The sequence below is a fragment of the Corynebacterium halotolerans YIM 70093 = DSM 44683 genome (assembly GCF_000341345.1).
Lineage (GTDB): Bacteria > Actinomycetota > Actinomycetes > Mycobacteriales > Mycobacteriaceae > Corynebacterium > Corynebacterium halotolerans.
Map to the genome: position 1 here is coordinate 1,654,630 of NC_020302.1, position 19,200 is coordinate 1,673,829.

The window sequence follows — 19,200 nt, forward strand, 5'->3', positions numbered from 1 at the left end:
AACACCTCCGGTGCCGCGGCAACTTCACTAGCCTGGGGGCCATGAAGGCCATCCAGATCACCGAGACCGGCGGCCCGGAGGTTCTGCGCCTGCAGGACGTCCCGACCCCCACCCCTAGCCCCGACGAGGTACTCGTCGAGGTCCGGGTCGCCGGAGTCAACTACATCGACACCTACTACCGGGAGGGCGTCTACCACGCCTCCCTGCCCTTTGTGCCGGGCCTGGAGGGCACCGGCCGGGTGCTCCACGATCCCCGGGGCGAGATCGCCGAGGGCACCGTCGTCGCCTGGTGTGACGCCTTCGGCTCCTACGCCGAGCAGGTCTGCGTCCCCCGCGACCGGCTCGTCGCCGTGCCGGAGGAAATCTCCCCCGAGGTCGCCGGCACCATGCTCCTGCAGGGCATGACCGCCCACTTCCTCACTCACGGGGTCCACGATCTGCAGGAGGGTGACTCCTGCCTGATCACCGCCGGCGCGGGTGGCGTGGGCCTGCTGGCGACCCAGATGGCCGCCGCGAAGGGCGCCCGGGTCTTCTCCGTGGTCTCCACCGACGAGAAGGAGCAGCTCGCCCTCGAGGCGGGCGCGGCAGAGGTGTTCCGCTACTCCGACAATCTCGCCGAGGTCGTCCGCCGCCGCAACGGTGGCATGGGCGTCGACGTGGTCTACGACGGCGTCGGCAGGGACACCTTCGCCGAATCGCTGGAGGCCGTGCGCCCCCGCGGCACCGTCTGCCTCTTCGGCGCGGCCTCCGGCCCCGTCGAGCCCTTCGACCCCCAGCTGCTCAACACCCACGGCTCGATCTTCCTCACCCGTCCCTCCCTGGGCGCCTGGACCGCCGGCGAGGGCGAGTTTCGGCTGCGTGCCCAGGCGGTGACCCAGGCGATCGTCGACGGCACCCTCAACTTCCGGATCTCCGGTTCCTACCCGTTGGCGGAGGCCGAGCAGGCCCACCGCGACCTGCAGGGGCGGAAGACCACCGGTTCCATCGTGCTGCGGGTGGCGGACTGAAACTGCCCGCACTGAAGCGCAAGCCCGGTCCCTCCGTCGTGGAGGAACCGGGCTTCGGTGTTTCAGCGCTACCGGATGACTGCGGCGGCCGCTCAGAAGAAGGTCGTGGTCCAGCCGAGCATCGAGCCGATGGTCTCCCAGCCGAGGACCGCGTCGGCGGACAGCGCCACGAAGACCAGGGCCAGGTAGTTGTTCGACAGGATGAACAGCTTGAGGGGTTTGACCTCCTTGCCCCTGCGCACTCCGTGGTGGAGGCTGTGGGCCATGATCAGGAAGTACGCGCCGCCGGCGACCGCGCCGACGAGGTAGATCCAGGAGGCGGCCGGGACCAGCAGCAGGGTGGTGATGACGGTGGCCCAGGTGTACCAGACGATCTGGCGGGTGACCTCGGCGGGCTCGCGGACGACCGGGAGCATCGGCACGCCGGCACGCTCGTAGTCGTCGCGGTATTTCATGGCCAGCGCCCAGGTGTGCGGCGGGGTCCAGAAGAAGATGATGAGGAACAGGACGATCGCCTGCCACCACTGGGCCGGGGTGCCCTCGGGGGCGTTGTCCGTGATCACGGCCCAGCCGATGACGACCGGCATGCAGCCGGCCGCGCCTCCCCAGATGACGTTCTGCCACGTGCGGCGCTTGAGCCACTTCGTGTAGACGACGGCGTAGAACCAGTTGGTCAGGAGGATGAACAGGCCCGCGAGCAGGGAGTTGCACAGCAGCCACAGCCACAGGAAACTGCCGACGAGCATCACCCACGCGAAGATCGTCGCGTTCCGGTTGGAGACGGTGTGACGGACCAGCGGACGGGCCCGGGTGCGACCCATCTTCTGGTCGATGTCGGAGTCGGCCACCATGTTGAACGTGTTCGCCGCCGCGGCACCCATCCAACCGCCCACCAGGGTGAGCAGGATGAGCAGGATATTGTTCTCGCCGCGCGCGGCCTGCAGCATCGCCGGAATGGTGGCGACGAGGAGCAGCTCAATGACCCTCGGCTTCGTCAGCGCAATATAGGCCTTGATTGTCTCCAAGGAAGATTCCTCCAACAGCTTTGTGATCGGGTCGCGGCGACGGGGCTCCGCGAAGATTGCGGATACGTCCACGAGACTGGTCGGCTCCGGGGCGTGGAAAGTTCCCGACGGTTTTCCCGGGGGCGCCTGACCGTCGCTCCCCGGCCGGCGCAACCGGATCCGGGACGGAGCAGCCCCACCATGCTACCGCCCCGGCACTTCCCCCCGATAATCCCCTCCGCATGGCTCCTGGTGTTCTCCCGCCAGGATCCGTGGCACTGTGAGGTCAGCGGGAGGTTATGGTGATCCAGTGCACGCCGAGCGTCATGGGTCCGTCTGGAGTCACTAAGGTGGACGGGGACGAGGCCCGTCGGCGAGGCGGTTTTTCACCGCGCCGGTCGGCGGTCTCCCGCTCCCGACCCCGAAGTGAGGACAATCACCGTGACTTTGTCGCCCGAACTGCAGGCCCTGACCGAGCGCCGCTACCCCTCCGACTGGACCGACACCGACACGCGCGCCGTGGACACGGTCCGCGTGCTGGCCGCCGATGCCGTCCAGAAGTGCGGTTCCGGTCACCCCGGCACCGCGATGGCCCTGGCGCCGCTGGCCTACACGCTCTACCAGCGGGTCCTCAACCACAATCCGAAGGACATCAACTGGGCCGGCCGAGACCGCTTCGTCCTCTCCGCGGGCCACACCTCCCTGACCCAGTACATCCAGCTCTTCCTGGGCGGTTTCGGTCTCGAGCTCGACGATCTCAAGGCGCTGCGCACCTGGGGTTCGCTGACCCCCGGCCACCCGGAGTACGGCCACACCGACGGCGTCGAGATCACCACCGGCCCGCTGGGCCAGGGGCTGGCCTCCGCCGTGGGCATGGCCATGGCCGCCCGTCGTGAGCGCGGCCTGTTCGATCCGGAGGCCGCCCCGGGCGAGTCGCCCTTCGACCACCACGTCTACGTCATCGCCTCCGACGGCGACCTGCAGGAGGGCGTGACCTCCGAGGCGTCGTCGCTGGCCGGAACGCAGCAGCTGGGCAACCTGATCGTCTTCTGGGACGACAACCGCATCTCCATCGAGGACGACACGGCCATCGCCTTCAACGAGGACGTCGTCGCGCGCTACCGCGCCTACGGTTGGCACACCATCGAGATCGAGGGCGGCGAGGACGTCGTGGCCATCGAGGAGGCCGTCGCCGAGGCGAAGTCCGTCACCGACCGACCGACCTTCATCCGCCTGCGCACCGTCATCGCCTACCCGGCCCCCAACGCCATGAACACCGGCGCCTCCCACGGCTCCGCCCTCGGCGAGGAAGAGGTCGCCGCCACCAAGCGGGAGCTGGGCTTCGACCCGGAGCAGCATTTCCAGGTCGACGACGAGGTCCTCACCCACACCCGCTCCCTGGTCGAGCGCGGGGCACAAAAGCACGCCGACTGGCAGGAGAAGTACGACGCGTGGGCGAAGGCCAACCCGGAGGCCCACACCCTCCACCAGCGACTGGAGAACCGCGAGCTGCCGGAGGACTTCGCCGCCGAGCTGCCCACCTGGGAGCCGGACGCCAAGGGCCTGGCCACCCGCAAGGCCTCGGAGGCGACCCTCCAGGCCCTGGGTAAGACCCTGCCGGAGCTGTGGGGCGGTTCCGCCGACCTGGCCGGCTCCAACAACACCGTGATCAAGGACTCCCCCTCCTTCGGCCCCGAGACCATCAGCACGGACACCTGGTCCGCCGAGCCCTACGGCCGCAACCTGCACTTCGGGGTGCGCGAGCACGCCATGGGCGCGATCATGAACGGCATCGCCCTCCACGGCGGCACCCGCCCCTACGCCGGCACCTTCCTGATCTTCTCGGACTACATGCGCCCCGCCGTGCGTCTGGCCGCCCTGCAGGGCACCGACGCCTACTACGTGTGGACCCACGACTCCATCGGCCTGGGCGAGGACGGCCCGACCCACCAGCCGGTGGAGCAGCTGGCCGCCCTGCGCGCCATCCCGGACATGTCGATGCTGCGTCCGGCCGACGCCAACGAGACCGCCCAGGCCTGGGCCGCCGCCCTGGAGTACAAGCAGGGCCCGAAGGGCCTGGCCCTGACCCGCCAGAACGTCCCCGTCCTGGAGGGCACGAAGGAGAAGGCCGCCGAGGGCGTGCGCCGCGGCGCCTACGTCCTCGTCGAGGGTTCCAAGGAGACCCCGGACGTCATCCTGATGGCCACCGGCTCCGAGGTGCAGATGGCCGTGGAGGCCGCCAAGGTCCTCGAGGACGAGGGCACCGCCGCCCGCGTCGTCTCCGTCCCCTGCCTGGACTGGTTCGCCGAGCAGGACGCCGAGTACATCGAGTCGGTTCTCCCGAAGGAGGTCACCGCCCGCGTCTCCGTGGAGGCGGGCCTGGCCCTGCCGTGGTACCGCTGGATCGGTGACCGCGGCCGCGCGGTCTCGCTCGAGCACTTCGGTGCCTCCGCCTCCTACCAGAAGCTCTTCGAGGAGTTCGGCCTGACCACCGCGGCCGTCGTCGCCGCCGCGAAGGACTCCCTGGCCGCCCAGTAGCAGCCCCTCCCCCATCCCTCCGGATCAAGTTAGGACACCTCCCATGACCTACATCGACGACCTCGCTGAGCTGGGTACCTCCACCTGGCTCGACGACCTGTCCCGCAACCGCATCACCTCCGGCAACCTCGCCGAGCTCCTCGACACCAAGTCGATCGTCGGCGTGACCACCAACCCGACGATCTTCGCCACCGCGATGTCCTCCGGCACCGCCTACGATGAGCAGATCGCGGAACTCAAGGACAAGGGCGCCGGCCTCGACGACGGTGTCTACGCGATGATGATCGACGACGTCCGCGACGCCTGCGACATTCTCGCCCCCGTCCACGAATCCACCAACGGTCGCGACGGCCGCGTGTCCATCGAGGTGGACCCACGCCTGTCCCTCGACCACGACGCCACCCTGGCCCAGGCCCGCGAGCTGTGGGCCAAGGTGGACCGTCCCAACGTGATGATCAAGATCCCGGCCACCCCGGAGTCCATTCCGGCGATCACCGACGCCCTGGCCGAGGGCATCAACGTCAACGTGACGCTGATCTTCTCGGTGGCCCGCTACCGCGCGGTCATCGCCGCCTACCGCGAGGGCGTCAAACGCGCCGCGGACAACGGCCACGACGTCTCCCGCATCCACTCGGTGGCCTCCTTCTTCGTCTCCCGCGTCGACACCGAGATCGACCGTCGCCTCGAGGAGATCGGCTCCGAGGAGGCCCTGGCCCTGCGCGGAAAGGCCGGCATCGCCAACGCCCGCCGCGCCTACGCGGTCTTCCAGGAGCTCTTCGGCCGGGACGACCTGCCCGAGGACGCGAACGTACAGCGCCCGCTGTGGGCGTCGACCGGCGTGAAGAACCCGGACTACGCGGCGACCATGTACGTCTCCGAGCTGGCCGGCCCGGACACCGTCAACACCATGCCGGAGAAGACCATCGACGCCGTGCTCGAGCAGGGCGGCCTCCACGGTGACACTCTGACCGGCACCGTCGAGGAGGCCGAGCGCGTCTTCGAGCAGCTGGTCGCCGTCGGAATCGATCTCGAGGACGTCTTCGCCGTCCTCGAGCGCGAGGGCGTCGAAAAGTTCGTCACCTCCTGGAATGAGCTGCTCGAGTCCATGAAGACCCAACTTCAGTAGATTCGACAGCGCGGGCCACAGCCCGCACCATCCTCCTCAAGGACCCCGTACCCGCCCAGAAAGGCTCTCCTTCTGATGCCCGTGACCGATAACCGCACCTGGGTCAACCCGCTGCGCGATGTGCAGGACAAACGCCTGCCGCGGATCGCCGGCCCCTCCGGCATGGTGATCTTCGGCGTGACCGGCGATCTTGCCCGCAGGAAGCTGCTGCCGGCGATCTACGATCTCGCCAACCGCGGCCTGCTGCCCGCCGGGTTCACCCTCATCGGCTACGGGCGTCGCTCCTGGAGCAAGCGGGAGTTCGAGGACTACGTCTACGAGGCGGTCTCGGGCGGCGCGCGCACGAAGATGCGCGAGCACGTCTGGGAGCGCCTGGCCGAGGGCATGCATTTCGTCGAGGGCAATTTCGACGACGAGGGCTTCGACCGGCTCTCGGCCATGCTGGCGGAGATGGACGTCACCCGCGGCACGGGCGGAAACTGGGCGTACTACCTCTCTGTTCCGCCGGACTACTTCTCCGACGTCTGCCATCAGCTCGAGCGCTCCGGCATGGCCGAGGCCGAGGGCGATTCGTGGCGCCGCGTGATCATCGAGAAGCCCTTCGGCCACGACCAGGAGACCGCCCGCGAGCTCAACCAGCTGGTCAACGCCGTCTTTCCGGAGGAGTCGGTGTTCCGCATCGACCACTACCTGGGCAAGGAGACGGTGCAGAACATCCTCGCCCTGCGCTTCGCCAACCAGCTGTTCGACCCGCTGTGGAGCGCCCACTACGTCGACCACGTCCAGATCACCATGGCTGAGGACATCGGCCTGGGTGGGCGCGCCGGCTACTACGATGGCATCGGTGCGGCCCGGGACGTCATGCAGAACCACCTGATCCAGCTGCTCGCGCTCGTGGCCATGGAGGAGCCCGTCTCCTTCTCGCCGACCGAGCTGCAGGCGGAGAAGGTCAAGGTGCTGCGTGCCACCAGGCCCAGCTACCCGCTGAGCACGACGACCGCCCGCGGCCAGTACACCGCCGGCTGGCAGGGCTCGCACCACGTCAAGGGCCTGCGCGAGGAGGAGGGCTTCGACCCCGAGTCCACCACCGAGACCTTCGCCGCCTGCACCCTGGAGATCAACTCCCGCCGCTGGGCGGGGGTGCCCTTCTACCTGCGCACCGGCAAGCGCCTCGGTCGTCGCGTCACGGAGATCGCGCTGGTGTTCAAGGAGGCGCCCCACCAGCCCTTCGGCGAGGGCCAGACCCGGGCGCTCGGCCAAAACGCCGTGGTCATCCGCATCCAGCCCGATGAGGGCGTGCTCATGCGCTTCGGTTCGAAGGTGCCGGGTTCGACGATGGAGGTCCGCGACGTCAACATGGACTTCTCCTACTCGGAGGCGTTCACTGAGGCCTCGCCCGAGGCCTATGAGCGACTGATCCTCGATGCGCTGCTCGACGAGTCGAGCCTGTTCCCCACCAACGAGGAGGTGGAACTGTCCTGGGCGATCCTGGACCCGATTCTCGAGTACTGGGCCGACCACGGTCGCCCCGAGGACTACGCGGCCGGCACCTGGGGCCCGATCAGCGCCGACCGGATGCTCGAACGCGACGGACGGACCTGGCGCCGCCCCTGACCCGCGCCCCGTCCCCCTCACCCCACCGAATCAGTACCGCCCCCCACGTCAAGCGGAAAGGCCCTCCATGATCATCACGCTGCCGGACACCGACTCCCGGGAGGTCGCCGCGAGCCTGCTCGAGGCCCGGGAACAGAACTCGCGCACCACCGGGCGGGTGCTCACCCTCATCGTCGCCGCGAACCTCAACGACAACGTCGACGCCATCATCTCCGCTGCCCGGGGGGCCTCGCACGAGCACCCGGCCCGCGTCCTGGTGTTCATCACCGGGGAGACCTCGGGGAAGGCGCAGCTCGACGCCGAGGTGCGCGTGGGCGGTGACGCCGGCGCCTCCGAGATGGTCATCATGCGGGTCTCCGGTGAGCTCGCGGGGCACCTGGAGTCGGTGGTCACTCCCCTGCTGCTGCCCGACACCCCGATCGTGACGTGGTGGCCGACCGAGGCCCCGGAGAACCCTTCCGCGCACCCGCTCGGGCGTCTCTCCCAGCGCCGCATCACCAACGCCCAGCGCGACGGCGGGGAGGACATCCTCGACCGCCTGCGCGCCGCGTACACCCCGGGTGACTCCGACATGATGTGGTCGCGGATCACCGCCTGGCGCGGCATCGTCGCCTCCTCGCTCGACCAGCACCCGCACGGGGCCGTGGAGTCGGCCACGCTGGTCGGCCCGCCCGAGGACCCCAGTGTCGACATCGCCGCCGGCTGGCTCGCCGACCGCCTCGGCGTCGAGATCATCCGTGAGGACTGCGAGCCGGCCGAGGATCCGACGCTCTTCCCGATCCGCTCCCTGCGGTTCAACCGCGCCCCGGGTCCACTGAAGGTGGACGTCATCGACCACCGCACGGTGCAGGTGACGCTGCCGGGCCGGCCCGAGTCCCTGGTGGCCATGAGCGTGCGCTCCGACTCCGAGTGCCTCTCGGAGGAGCTGCGCCACCTGGATCCCGACACCGCCTACGCGCAGGCGTTGCGCGCGTTGAACCGCGTCACCCACCGATCCTGACCCCGAATAAACAGAAGGAGTCGAACAACCATGGCCACCGTCCACCGCGTCACCGACCAGACCGAACTGATCAACCAGGCCGCCGCCCGCTTCGTCGACGTCGTGCACGGCGTGCAGAGCGCCGGAGGCCCCCACGGCGACGGTGTCGCCCGCGTGGTGCTCACCGGCGGGGGCGCCGGCATCGGGGTGCTCCGCCGCCTCGCGGAGTTTCACGCCGCCGCCGACGCCCAGTCCGAGACCTTCCCCGCCCAGCGGATCGACTGGTCACGCGTCCACGTCTTCTTCGGCGACGAGCGCAATGTGCCCGTCAGCCACCCGGAGTCCAACGAGGGGCAGGCCAGGGAGGCACTGCTCGAACCGGCCGGTGTCCCCGAGACCAACATCCACGGCTACGGCCTGGACGAGACCGCGATGGACGCCTCGGCGAAGGCCTACGAGGCCACCCTCGCCGAGTTCGCGCCGGAGGGTTTCGACATCCACCTGCTCGGCATGGGGCCCGAGGGACACATCAACACACTGTTCCCGCACCACGAGGCCACTGCGGAGACCGGGCGACTGGTGGTACCGGTCTACGACTCCCCCAAGCCCCCGCCGGAACGGGTCACGCTGACCCTGCCGGCCGTCGCCCGCGCCCGGCACGTGTGGCTGCTGGTCACCGGCGAGGGGAAGGCCGAGGCCGCCGGGCATGTCGCCCACGGCGCGGATCCGGCGGACTGGCCCGCCGCCGGTGCCCGCGGCAGCGGGGAGACCGTCCTGTTCGTCAGTGAGGACGCCGCGGGCGAGATCTGACTGATGTCCCCACGGGGTGACCGGAGGCCGCGACTTCCTGCGGGAAGCGCGGCCTCCGGCGTTGCTTTTCAGCGGAGTTGCCGCCCGGATGCGTGAATGGCCGACCCGGGAGGTCCGCCGACGCCCAGGTAGTGCGCCGCTGCGCACTCTCCCCCGGCCCGCGGCCGGCACACACATGAAATGACCGGGGACCGTGCCCTCCCCGTTCAGGAGGGGCACGGTCCCCGGTCGTTGTTCCGGCCGACGTCCGCTGCTATCCGCTGAAGGCCTGCAGCAGGTTCAGCGCGATGATGCAGGCCACCCAGATGACCACCATGAGAACGGTGTAGCGGTCCAGGTTCTTCTCGACGACCGTGGAGCCGGAGAGGTTGGACTGCACCCCGCCGCCGAAGAGGCTGGACAGGCCGCCACCCTTGCCCTTGTGCAGCAGCACGAACACAGTCAGCAGGATCGAGGAGAGCACGAGGATGATCTGGAGGGCGAGGGTCATGGGGGAAAGTCCTTCGACGACGTCGGTTGAAAACTCCGGTCCAGTGTACACCACGCCCGGGGCGCACACCTGTTCAGTCAGCCGGAGTTGCGCAGGGCGGTGGCCAGCCCGTTCATGGTCAGCCGGATACCGCGGGAGACGGCGTCGCGCTCGTCGCCCGCGCGGTGCCGGCGCAGCAGCTCCACCTGGATGATGTTCAGCGGCAGCAGGTACGGGAACCGGCGCCGCACCGACCGGGCCAGCATCGGGTTGTCGGCGAGCAGATCCTCGCTGCCGGTGACCTTCGTGAACATCTCCCGGGTGAGCCGGAACTCCTCGCTGATGATGCCCCGGATCCTCCCGGCGACCTCGCGGTCGTCGACCAGGCCGGCGTAGAGACCCGCCAGCTCCATGCCGGCCTTGCTCATCACCTGCGCCATGTTCGACATCACAGAGGTGAAGAACGGCCAGGTCTCGTAGAGGTGGCGCAGCTCGGCGCACCGGTCCTCGGCGTCGTCGCCCTCACCGATCCATTCCGCCAGGGCGGTGCCCACCCCGAACCAGCCGGGCAGCATGACGCGCGACTGCGACCACGCCAGCACCCAGGGGATGGCACGCAGGTCGGCCACGGAGTTCGTCTGCTTCCGGGACGTCGGCCGCGAGCCGATGTTGAGCGCGCCGATCTCGTCCAGCGGCGTCGATTGCGTGAAGTACGGGATGAAGCCCGGATCCTCGTGCACCAGCCTCGAGTACCTCGCCCGGCTCAGCCGCGCGATCTCGGTCATGATCCCGGTGGCGCGCTCCCGGTCGACGAGCTCGTCGACGTCCAGCAGGCTGGCCTCCAGTGTCGCCGAGACCAGTGCCTCCAGGTTGCGGCGGGCGGTGTGCCCGGAACCGTACTTGGCGGAGATGATCTCGCCCTGTTCGGTGATGCGCACGGAGCCGTCGACGGCGCCCTTCGGCTGTGCGAGGATCGCCTCGTAGGAGGGACCACCGCCGCGTCCGACGGTGCCGCCCCGGCCGTGGAACAGCCGCAGCCGCACGCCGTGGTCGCGTCCGGCGGCCACGATCTGCGTCTCGGCGTCGTAGAGGGCCCAGTTGGCGGCGAGGTACCCGCCGTCCTTGTTGGAGTCGGAGTACCCGAGCATGACCTCCTGGACGTCCCCGCGCTGGGCGAGGTAGGCCCGGTAGAGCGGCAGCGCCCACAGTTCGCGCAGGATGCCCGCGCCGGCCGCCAGGTCGTCGATGGTCTCGAACAGCGGGATCACGTCCACGCTGCCGGTCGGCCGCTCCCCGTCCGCGTGGAGGAGGCCGACCTCCTTGAGCAGCACCATGGGCTCGAGGATGTCGCTGACCGAGGTGGCCATCGAGATGATCAGGTGCGGGATCATCTCCATGCCGAAACGTTCCACGCTGGTCGCGGCCTGCTCGAACAGGTCGAGCTCGCGCTGGGTCGGTTCGCTGAAGCCGCGTCGGCCGCGCGGCACCAGCGGCCGCGGGGTGCGCAGCTCCCGGGTCAGCAGGTCGATCCTCTCCTCCTCCCCCAGCGAGGCGTAGTCGTCGTGGACGCCGGCGGCGGCGAAGACCTCTGCCAGGATCGCCTCGAAGCTCTCGGAGTTCTGCCGCAGGTCCAGCGAGTAGAGGTGGAAACCGAAGCCGGCCACGGCCGCGCGGATGGTGGCGAGCCGGTCGTCGGCGATGATCTCGTCGTGGGAACGGCGCAGCGATTCGTCGATGACGGCGAGATCCGCGTCGAACTCCCCGGGCCCGGAGTAGGGTTCATGCACCCGGTGCCAGGATCCCTCCACGGCATCCTCGCCGATGAGGGTGGCGGTGGTGGCCAACAGGCGTCCCCGGATGCCGCGGATGGCGCGGCGGTAGGGCTCGTCGACGCGGCTGGGCACGTCGTTGAGGCCGCGTTTGGCCAGCGCCACCAGGTCGACGGTCACCGAGGTCATCCGGTCGGACAGGCTCAGCTCGTGTTCGAGGGCCAGCAGCTGGGTTTCGTAGTGCTTCAGGACGGTCTGGGCGGCCCGGCGGGTGGCGTAGTCGAGGGTGGCGGCGGTGACGAAGGGATTGCCGTCGTGGTCGCCGCCGATCCAGGAGCCCGGGCGCACGAGCGCGCGGGTGGGCACCCCCTGCCCGAAGTCCGCGCGCAACCGGTCGTCGACGGCGCGGTTGAGCGCCGGGATCTCCTCGAGCAGGGAGAGTTTGTAGTAGCGCAGGCCGACCTCGATCTCATCCTCGATCCGGGGGCGGGCCATGCGGATCAGGGCGGTCTGCCACAGAATCGTCAGGCGCCGGCGGATCTGCCGGTCAACCTCCTCGAGCTGGGAGTCGGTGCGCGCGGTGTGCGGGGCCTCCAGCAGCCGGTGCCGGACGGTCATCTGCTCGGTGATGTGCCGCTGCGCGTCGAAGACGGTGCGCCGCCGGGTCTCGGTGGGATGCGCCGTCAGCACCGGGGCGACGAGCGCGCCGTCGAGGGCCTCGGCCACCGTCGCGGCGTCGACACCCGCCCCGGCGAGCTTCGCCCACGTGGTCTCCAGGGTGGAGTCGGGGGCGGGGCCGCCGGCGTCGAGGAGACGCTCGCGGGTGAAGTCGTCGTGGAGATCCTCGGCGAGGTTGGCCATCAGCGCGAAGTGGCTGAAGGCCCGGATCACCGGGGTGGCACGCGCGGGTTCGATGTTGCGGAACAGCTCCACCAGCGCCTCGAGACCGGTGTCGCCCTTGGCGATTCCGAAGGCCAGTTGGCGGGCGTGCTCGACGAGGTCGAAGACCTCCTCGCCCTCCTGTTCCGCGATCACCCGGCCGAGGACCCGGCCCAGGTAGCGGATGTCTTCCTGCAGGTGGTCGGCAGGTGTCATGCGTGCTCTCCTCCCGGTGGGGGTGCGGGGCGCAGCGAGGGCGCTACGCCACCGTGGATGCGGCGTTGGCGACCAGCTTGGCGAAGTCCTCACCGTCGAGCGAGGCGCCGCCGACGAGCCCGCCGTCGACGTCCGGCTGGCCGACGATCTCGGCGACGGAGTCGGTCTTGACGGAGCCGCCGTAGAGGATGCGGATGCCGTCGGCGACCTCGTCGCCGGCCAGTTCGCGGACGAGCCCGCGGATGGCGGCGCACACCTCCTGGGCATCGGCGGCGGAGGCCACCTTGCCGGTGCCGATGGCCCAGACGGGCTCGTAGGCGATGACGGTGTCCGCCAGCTGCGCGGCGGACAGGCCGGCGAGCGAGGCGCGGGTCTGCTCGACGACGTGATCGACGTGGTCGCCGGCTTCGCGCACCGCCAGGGGCTCACCGACACACACGATCGGGCTCATGCCCTCTCCGAGGGCGGCGGCGGCCTTGGCGGCCACCAGCTCGTCGGTCTCGTGGTGGTACTCACGGCGCTCGGAGTGGCCGACGACGACCCAGGTGCAGCCGAGGGCGGAGAGCATGCCGGCGGAGATGTCACCGGTGTAGGCGCCGGAGGCGTGCGGGGACACGTCCTGGGCGCCGTGGGTGATCTGCAGCTTGTCGCCGTCGATGAGGGTCTGGACGGAGCGGATGTCGGTGAACGGGACGGTGACCGCCACGTCGACCTTCTCGTAGTACTCCTTCGGCAGGGCGAAGGCCAGCTTCTGGACGGTGTTGATGGCCTGACGGTGGTTCAGGTTCATCTTCCAGTTGCCGGCGATGAGCGGCTTGCGTGCCATGGAAAGGCACTCCTTTCAGTTACGGGTGAAGCGGGGCTCAGGCGGGGACGCGGTCTCAGGCGCCCAGGACGGTCACGCCCGGCAGCTCCTTGCCCTCGAGGAACTCGAGGGAGGCGCCGCCGCCGGTGGAGATGTGGGAGAAACCGTCCTCGTCCAGGCCCAGGACACGGACGGAGGCCGCGGAGTCGCCGCCGCCGACCACGGAGAACGCCCCGTTGGCGGTGGCGTCGATGATGGCCTTCGCCACGCCCTCGGTGCCCTTGGAGAACGGCTCCATCTCGAACACACCCATGGGGCCGTTCCAGAAGACGGTCCTGGCGTCCGACAGCACCTCGGCGAACTGCTTGACGGACTCGGGCCCGATGTCCGGGGACAGCCAGCCCTCCGGGATGCCGTCGAGGGCGACGACCCTGTTCTCGGCGTCGGCGGAGAACTCGGCGGCGGCCACGAGGTCGACCGGCAGGACGATGCGGTCGCCGAAGCGGGACAGCAGGTCCCGGCAGGTGTCGATCATCTCCTCCTGCAGCAGGGACTTCTGGGTGTTGTAGCCCTGGGCGGCGAGGAAGGTGTAGCACATGCCGCCGCCGATGATCAGCTTGTCGGCCTTGCCCGCCAGGGCCTCGATGACGCCCAGCTTGTCGGAGACCTTGGAGCCGCCGAGGACGACGACGTACGGCAGCTCCGGGTCGGTGGCGGTCCTGTCCAGGACCGTGATCTCCTTTTCCACGAGCTTGCCCGCGTAGGCCGGCAGTCGCTTGGCGATGTCGTAGACGGAGGCTTGGGCGCGGTGGACCACGCCGAAGCCGTCGGAGACGAAGGCGCCGTTGTCGGCGGCCAGGGCCGCGAGCTGGTCGGCGAACTCGCCGCGCTCGGCCTCGTCCTTGGAGGTCTCGCGGGCGTCGAAACGCACGTTCTCGATCAGGAGGACATCGCCCTCGGTCAGGCCGTTGGCGCGCTCGTGGGCGTCCTCGCCGACGACGTCGCCGGCCAGGGCGACGTACTGGCCGAGCGCGTCGGACAGGGCCTCGGCGACCGGGGCCAGGGAGTACCTGGAGTTGACCTCGCCCTTGGGGCGGCCGAGGTGGGCCATGACGATGACCTTGGCGTCGGCGTCGACGAGGGCCTGGAGCGTCGGCAGGGAGGCCGTGATGCGACCGGGGTCGGTGATCTCACCGGCGTCGTTGAGCGGGACGTTGAAGTCCGAGCGGACGAGGACGTGACGGCCCTCGACGCCCTCGTCGAGCAGATCTGCAAGGGTCTTGACGGTCATGGAATCTCCTTGGCTGGAAGAGTCGGGGAAAATGGTGGTGTCCCGGGCGAGACGAACGGCCCGGCGTGTGCCGAGGCACACCCCGGGCCGCAGGGCTGCGCTCCCCCGCCGGTCAGCCGCGGGGCCGCCCGAGGGGAGTGCGGGTGAGCCGCCTAGAGCTTGGAGGCGACCAGCTGGGTCAGGCGCACGAGCTGGCAGGTGTAGCCCCACTCGTTGTCGTACCAGGACACGACCTTGACCTGGTTGTCGATCACCTTGGTCAGGCCGGCGTCGAAGATGGAGCCGTGAGAATCGGTGATGATGTCGGAGGAGACCAGCGGCTCCTCGGAGTAGGCCAGCACGTCCTTCAGGGGGCCCTCGGCGGCCTCCTTCATGGCGGCGTTGACCTCCTCGACGGTGACGTCCTGGGAGACGGTGACGGTCAGGTCGGTGGCGGAACCGGTGATCACCGGTACGCGCAGGGCGTAGCCGTCCAGCTTGCCCTTCAGCTGCGGCAGCACCAGGGAAACGGCCTTGGCGGCGCCGGTGGAGGTCGGGACGACGTTGACGGCCGCTGCGCGGGCACGGCGCAGATCCTTGTGCGGGGCGTCGTGCAGGCGCTGGTCACCGGTGTAGGCGTGGACGGTGGTCATCAGGCCACGCTCGATGCCGAACTTCTCGTCCAGCACCTGGGCCACCGGGGCCAGGCAGTTGGTGGTGCAGGAGGCCGCGGAAATGACGGTGTGGTTCTCCGGGTCGTACTCGTCGCTGTTGACGCCGTAGACGAAGGTGGCGTCCTCGTTCTTGGCGGGGGCGGAGATGATGACCTTCTTGGCGCCGGCCTCGATGTGGGCCTTGGCGGCCTCGGCGTCGGTGAAGAAACCGGTGGACTCGATGACGATGTCGACGTCGTGCGCGGACCAGTCCAGGTTCTTCGGATCGCGCTCGGCGGAGACGGCGATCTTCTTGCCGCCGACGGTGATGGAGTTGTCGTCGAACTCGACCTCCTCGCCCAGCTTGCCCAGGATCGAGTCGAACTTCAGCAGGGTCGACAGCGTCTTGGTGTCCGTCAGGTCGTTGACGGCGACGACCTCGAGGTCGTCGGTGCGGCTCAGGACGGCACGGAAGAGGTTGCGGCCGATACGGCCGAAACCGTTGATGCCAACGCGAGTGGTCACGGTTGATCTCCTCATTATTGATTCAGGGTGTCCGGATGTGACCGCCGGGCGGAAATGCGGCTGTGCCACGGTGCCACGGTCCATCGGCTCCCCAGCTTAGCGACACCGACATGCTCCCGCAGGGGCTATTCGGACATTAAAAAACACCGTTCGTGCCCGTTCCCTCCCCGTTCGGGGCTTTCGGGGGTGAATCTCCGCACGCCGAGGGTCCGGAGTTCCGGAACGCGTGGGATCCCGCCCCCATGGACCCCTTGAACACCCCCGAACCTCACCCCCGGGGGCGGGTGAAGGGCGGGGTTCCAGTTCGCTGACGTCACCGCAACCACCCCGCCGCGTGATCATCGTCACCACCTGGCGGGGGTGGTGGACCCTGTTCCCGGAGCGGTCAGTCGTCCAGCAGTTCGTCGCTGACGGCGGCGTGGGTGTCGGGGATGCCCAGTTCCTCCGCGCGCTTGTCGGCCATGGACAGCAGCCGGCGGATGCGGCCGGCCACGGCGTCCTTGGTCATCTGGGGATCGGCGAGCCGGCCGAGTTCCTCGAGGGAGGCCTGGCGGTGCTGGACACGCAACTGCCCCGCCTCGGCGAGGTGCTCGGGAACGTCGTCACCGAGGATCGCCATGGCACGCTCCACGCGGGCGGCCGCGGCCACGGCGGCGCGGGCGGAGCGGCGCAGATTGGCGTCGTCGAAGTTGGCCAGGCGGTTGGCGGTGGCGCGGACCTCGCGGCGCATCCGCTTGTCCTCCCACTCCAGCCGGACCCGCTGGGCGCCCATGCGGGTCAGCAGCGCGCCGATGGCGTCGCCGTCGCGGACGACGACCCGGTCGACTCCCCTGGTCTCCTTGGTCTTGGCGGTGATGCCCAGCCGCCGCGCGCAGCCGACGAGCGCGAGCGCCGCCTCCTGACAGGGGCAGGTGACCTCGAGCGCCGAGGAGCGGCCCGGTTCCGTCAGGGAGCCGTGGGCGAGGAACGCGCCCCGCCAGGCGGCCTCATTGTCCGCCACGGTGCCGGAGATGACCTGCGGCGGCAGGCCGACGACGACGTGGCCGGAGCGGGTGACCAGTCCGAGACGGCGGGCCAGGTCGTCCGCCCCCTCCGTGACCCGCAGCAGGTGACGGGAGTTCTTGTGGAGCCCGCCGGGGCCGATGGTGTGGTGGTGGACGGCCACGCCGTAGAGCTCGGAGAGGGTGGCCGACAGCCGGCGGGCCACCTCCGCGGTGTCCAGTTCGGCCTCGATGACGAGGCGTCCGGCGACGACCTGCATCTGCCCGGCGAACCGCAGCACCGCGGCCGCCTCGGCGGCTCTCGCCGACTGGCGGATCACGGTCACCTGTGCGAGTTCGTCCTTGACTTTCGCGGTCAACGCCACTGGTCTGGTTGCCTTTCTTTCGCGGATCCTGCGGGCCGGCACGGGAGTCGCCGCCCGCCTGCGGCACAACGGCCCAGTCTAGTCGCCGCGGTACATCGCCAGGAGCGCGGCCGCGAGTTTGGACGGATCGTGCCGGTTGCTCCGGCCGCCGTCGCCGTCATCTTCCCGCAGATCCGCGAAGACGATCTCCGCACCGAGGGGCTGGGCGGCGCGCTCCAGGTAGCGACGCTCCCGGGCGGTGGGCAGCTCGTGGTTGTCCACGAGCACCCGGTCGATCTTCAGGGAGGGTGCGTGCTGGGTGAGCATGTGCACGTGCCGTTCGGAGGTGAAGCCTGCGGTCTCCCCCGGTTCCGAGGATAGGTTGAGCACGACGACCTTCTGGGCGTCGCTGCCGTTGACGGCGTCGACGATCGAGGGCACCAGCAGGTGCGGGATGACACTGGAGAACCAGGAACCGGGGCCGAGCGTGACCAGGTCGGCCTCCCCGATCGCCTCGAGGGCTTCCGGGCCGGCTGGCGGGTGCTCGGGGATGAGCCGCACGCGGCGGACCGCGCCCGGCGTGGTGGCGACGGCGACCTGACCGCGCACGGGGCGCATGATCCGTGGGTCGTCGTCCAGGCCGGCGACCTCCGCCTCGATGTCGAGCGGCTCGTTGCACACCGGGAGCACCCGGCCGTGGGAACCGGTCAGCTGCGCCACGGTGTCCAGTGCCCGCTGTTCGCTGCCGAGCACGTCGGTCAGGCCGGCGAGGAGCAGGTTGCCCACGGCGTGGCCCGCCAGTGCGCCATTGCCGCCGAAGCGGTGCTGGAGGGTCTGCGCCCACATGCGGCCGGTCTCGTCGTCATGGGACAGGGCGGCCAGCGCCATACGCAGATCGCCCGGCGGGATGATGCCGAGTTCGCGGCGGATGCGTCCCGATGAGCCACCGTCGTCGGCGACGGTGACCACCGCGGTGATCCGCTCGGGCGCGCAGTGCCGGGCGGCGAGCAGGGTCTGGTAGAGCCCGTGCCCGCCTCCCAGGCAGGTGATGCGGGAGGGGCGGTGGCCCGGGGTGGGGTCGTTCATGAGTCCTTTCGGGTCACGGCCACCCGGGGGCGCGGGAGGGGCGGGATGGAAGACGGGATCGGTGTCGTTCTCGGGCGAGGTGGTCATGGCCGCTCGGTGTCTGTCTGTGCCTGGCGCTGTCGGTCAGTGCCGGTTGATGTCGCGGTGGATGACGTTGACGTCGAAGTCGTCGTCCGTGCTGAGGCGGCGCCCGATCTCCTCGGCGATGGCCACCGAGCGGTGGTGCCCGCCGGTGCAGCCGACGGCGACGGTGATGAAGTTCTTGCCCTCGTGCTGGTAGCCGTCGAGCATCGAGTGGAACATCTCCACGAAGTTGCCGATGAATTCATCGGCCCCCGGGCCGGCGAGCACGTAGTCCGAGACCGGCCCGTCGACGCCGCGGTACTGGCGCAGCTCGGGCACCCAGTAGGGGTTCGGCAGGAAGCGGACGTCGAGCATGAGGTCCGCGTCGCGCGGGGCGCCGTGCTTGAAGCCGAAGGACTGGACGGTCACGTGCTGCCGGTTCAGGGCCATCGTGCCGAGGCTGGCCTCGATGGCCCGGCGCAGGTCGTGGACCGAGAGGTTGGAGGTGTCGATGACGATGTCGGCGATCTCCTTGATCACGGAGACGATCTCGCGCTCGCGCTGCAGGCCCATCTGGAGGGTGTCGTCCCCCTGCAGCGGGTGGGTGCGCCGCACACTGTCGAAGCGCCGGATGAGCACGTCGTCGCGGGCGTCCATGAACAGGATGGTCGGCGTCAGGCCGCGGGCCCGCAGCTCGTGCAGGGTCTGCTGCATGCTGCCGCGGAACATGCGGGCGCGGACGTCGGTGACCACCGCGACCTTCTCGACGGGTGAGTCCTCCCGGGCGCACAGCTCGAGCAGTTCGAGCATGAGCTGCGGGGGCAGGTTGTGGGCGACGTAGAAGCCCTTGTCCTCGAGCACCTTCGCCGCGGAGCTGAGTCCGCCGCCGGACATGCCGGTGATGAGCACCGGCGGCGTCGGGAAGCGCTGGGTCACCTCGGGGACGGGTCGGGGCAGTCCCTCAGCGGACTCGACCGCGTTGTCCGGGTATGTCTCCGGGGTGCCGGCGTCAGGGCGGGACTCAGTCATGGAACACATCCTA

The 19,200-nt window shown here is 69.7% G+C and carries 15 protein-coding genes; 6 read left to right on the forward strand and 9 right to left on the reverse strand.

Going from position 1 to position 19,200, the window contains the following annotated elements:
• Positions 1-41: 41 nt before the first annotated feature.
• A complete protein-coding gene (locus tag A605_RS07725; protein WP_015400945.1) occupies positions 42-1,007 on the forward strand; it encodes a quinone oxidoreductase family protein in 966 nt (321 codons plus the stop codon).
• 92 nt (positions 1,008-1,099) lie between these two features.
• Here A605_RS07725 and A605_RS07730 read toward each other — a convergent pair whose 3' ends face one another.
• A complete protein-coding gene (locus A605_RS07730) occupies positions 1,100-2,032 on the reverse strand; it encodes a heme o synthase (protein ID WP_015400946.1) in 933 nt (310 codons plus the stop codon).
• A 420-nt stretch (positions 2,033-2,452) separates the two neighbouring features.
• On the opposite strand from A605_RS07730, the gene tkt reads away from it, so the two are divergent.
• From tkt to pgl, 5 genes are all read left to right on the forward strand, one after another.
• Positions 2,453-4,549 carry a transketolase gene (gene tkt, locus A605_RS07735; RefSeq protein ID WP_015400947.1) on the forward strand — a complete coding sequence of 699 codons (2,097 nt, stop codon included), beginning with the start codon at positions 2,453-2,455 and terminating at the stop codon, positions 4,547-4,549.
• A gap of 43 nt (positions 4,550-4,592) precedes the next feature.
• On the forward strand, positions 4,593-5,675 hold the full coding sequence (tal, locus tag A605_RS07740; protein ID WP_015400948.1) for a transaldolase: 1,083 nt from the start codon (positions 4,593-4,595) through the stop codon (positions 5,673-5,675).
• A gap of 75 nt (positions 5,676-5,750) precedes the next feature.
• Complete coding sequence (zwf, locus tag A605_RS07745) at positions 5,751-7,289, forward strand: glucose-6-phosphate dehydrogenase (RefSeq protein WP_034990173.1); 1,539 nt, start codon at positions 5,751-5,753, stop codon at positions 7,287-7,289.
• Positions 7,290-7,356: 67 nt separating this feature from the next.
• Positions 7,357-8,289: a glucose-6-phosphate dehydrogenase assembly protein OpcA gene (locus A605_RS07750; protein WP_015400950.1), complete on the forward strand. Its 933-nt coding sequence runs from the start codon at positions 7,357-7,359 to the stop codon at positions 8,287-8,289.
• Between the two features lie 30 nt (positions 8,290-8,319).
• Entirely contained in the window at positions 8,320-9,078 is a 759-nt protein-coding gene (pgl, locus tag A605_RS07755) for a 6-phosphogluconolactonase (protein ID WP_015400951.1), read from the forward strand.
• A gap of 253 nt (positions 9,079-9,331) precedes the next feature.
• Here pgl and secG read toward each other — a convergent pair whose 3' ends face one another.
• From secG to rapZ, 8 genes are all read right to left on the reverse strand, one after another.
• Entirely contained in the window at positions 9,332-9,568 is a 237-nt protein-coding gene (gene secG / locus A605_RS07760; RefSeq protein WP_015400952.1) for a preprotein translocase subunit SecG, read from the reverse strand.
• 77 nt (positions 9,569-9,645) lie between these two features.
• Complete coding sequence (gene ppc, locus A605_RS07765; protein ID WP_015400953.1) at positions 9,646-12,411, reverse strand: phosphoenolpyruvate carboxylase; 2,766 nt, start codon at positions 12,409-12,411, stop codon at positions 9,646-9,648.
• Between the two features lie 43 nt (positions 12,412-12,454).
• On the reverse strand, positions 12,455-13,237 hold the full coding sequence (gene tpiA, locus A605_RS07770) for a triose-phosphate isomerase (protein ID WP_015400954.1): 783 nt from the start codon (positions 13,235-13,237) through the stop codon (positions 12,455-12,457).
• Between the two features lie 55 nt (positions 13,238-13,292).
• The gene (gene pgk / locus A605_RS07775) at positions 13,293-14,507 is read right to left on the reverse strand and encodes a phosphoglycerate kinase (RefSeq protein ID WP_015400955.1); all 1,215 of its coding nucleotides are present in this window, start codon (positions 14,505-14,507) and stop codon (positions 13,293-13,295) included.
• Positions 14,508-14,659: 152 nt separating this feature from the next.
• Complete coding sequence (gene gap / locus A605_RS07780) at positions 14,660-15,664, reverse strand: type I glyceraldehyde-3-phosphate dehydrogenase (RefSeq protein ID WP_015400956.1); 1,005 nt, start codon at positions 15,662-15,664, stop codon at positions 14,660-14,662.
• Positions 15,665-16,049: 385 nt separating this feature from the next.
• On the reverse strand, positions 16,050-17,024 hold the full coding sequence (whiA, locus tag A605_RS07785; RefSeq protein WP_149029401.1) for a DNA-binding protein WhiA: 975 nt from the start codon (positions 17,022-17,024) through the stop codon (positions 16,050-16,052).
• An 84-nt stretch (positions 17,025-17,108) separates the two neighbouring features.
• The gene (locus A605_RS07790; protein ID WP_015400958.1) at positions 17,109-18,095 is read right to left on the reverse strand and encodes a gluconeogenesis factor YvcK family protein; all 987 of its coding nucleotides are present in this window, start codon (positions 18,093-18,095) and stop codon (positions 17,109-17,111) included.
• A 123-nt stretch (positions 18,096-18,218) separates the two neighbouring features.
• Complete coding sequence (rapZ, locus tag A605_RS07795) at positions 18,219-19,187, reverse strand: RNase adapter RapZ (protein ID WP_015400959.1); 969 nt, start codon at positions 19,185-19,187, stop codon at positions 18,219-18,221.
• Positions 19,188-19,200: the final 13 nt, after the last annotated feature.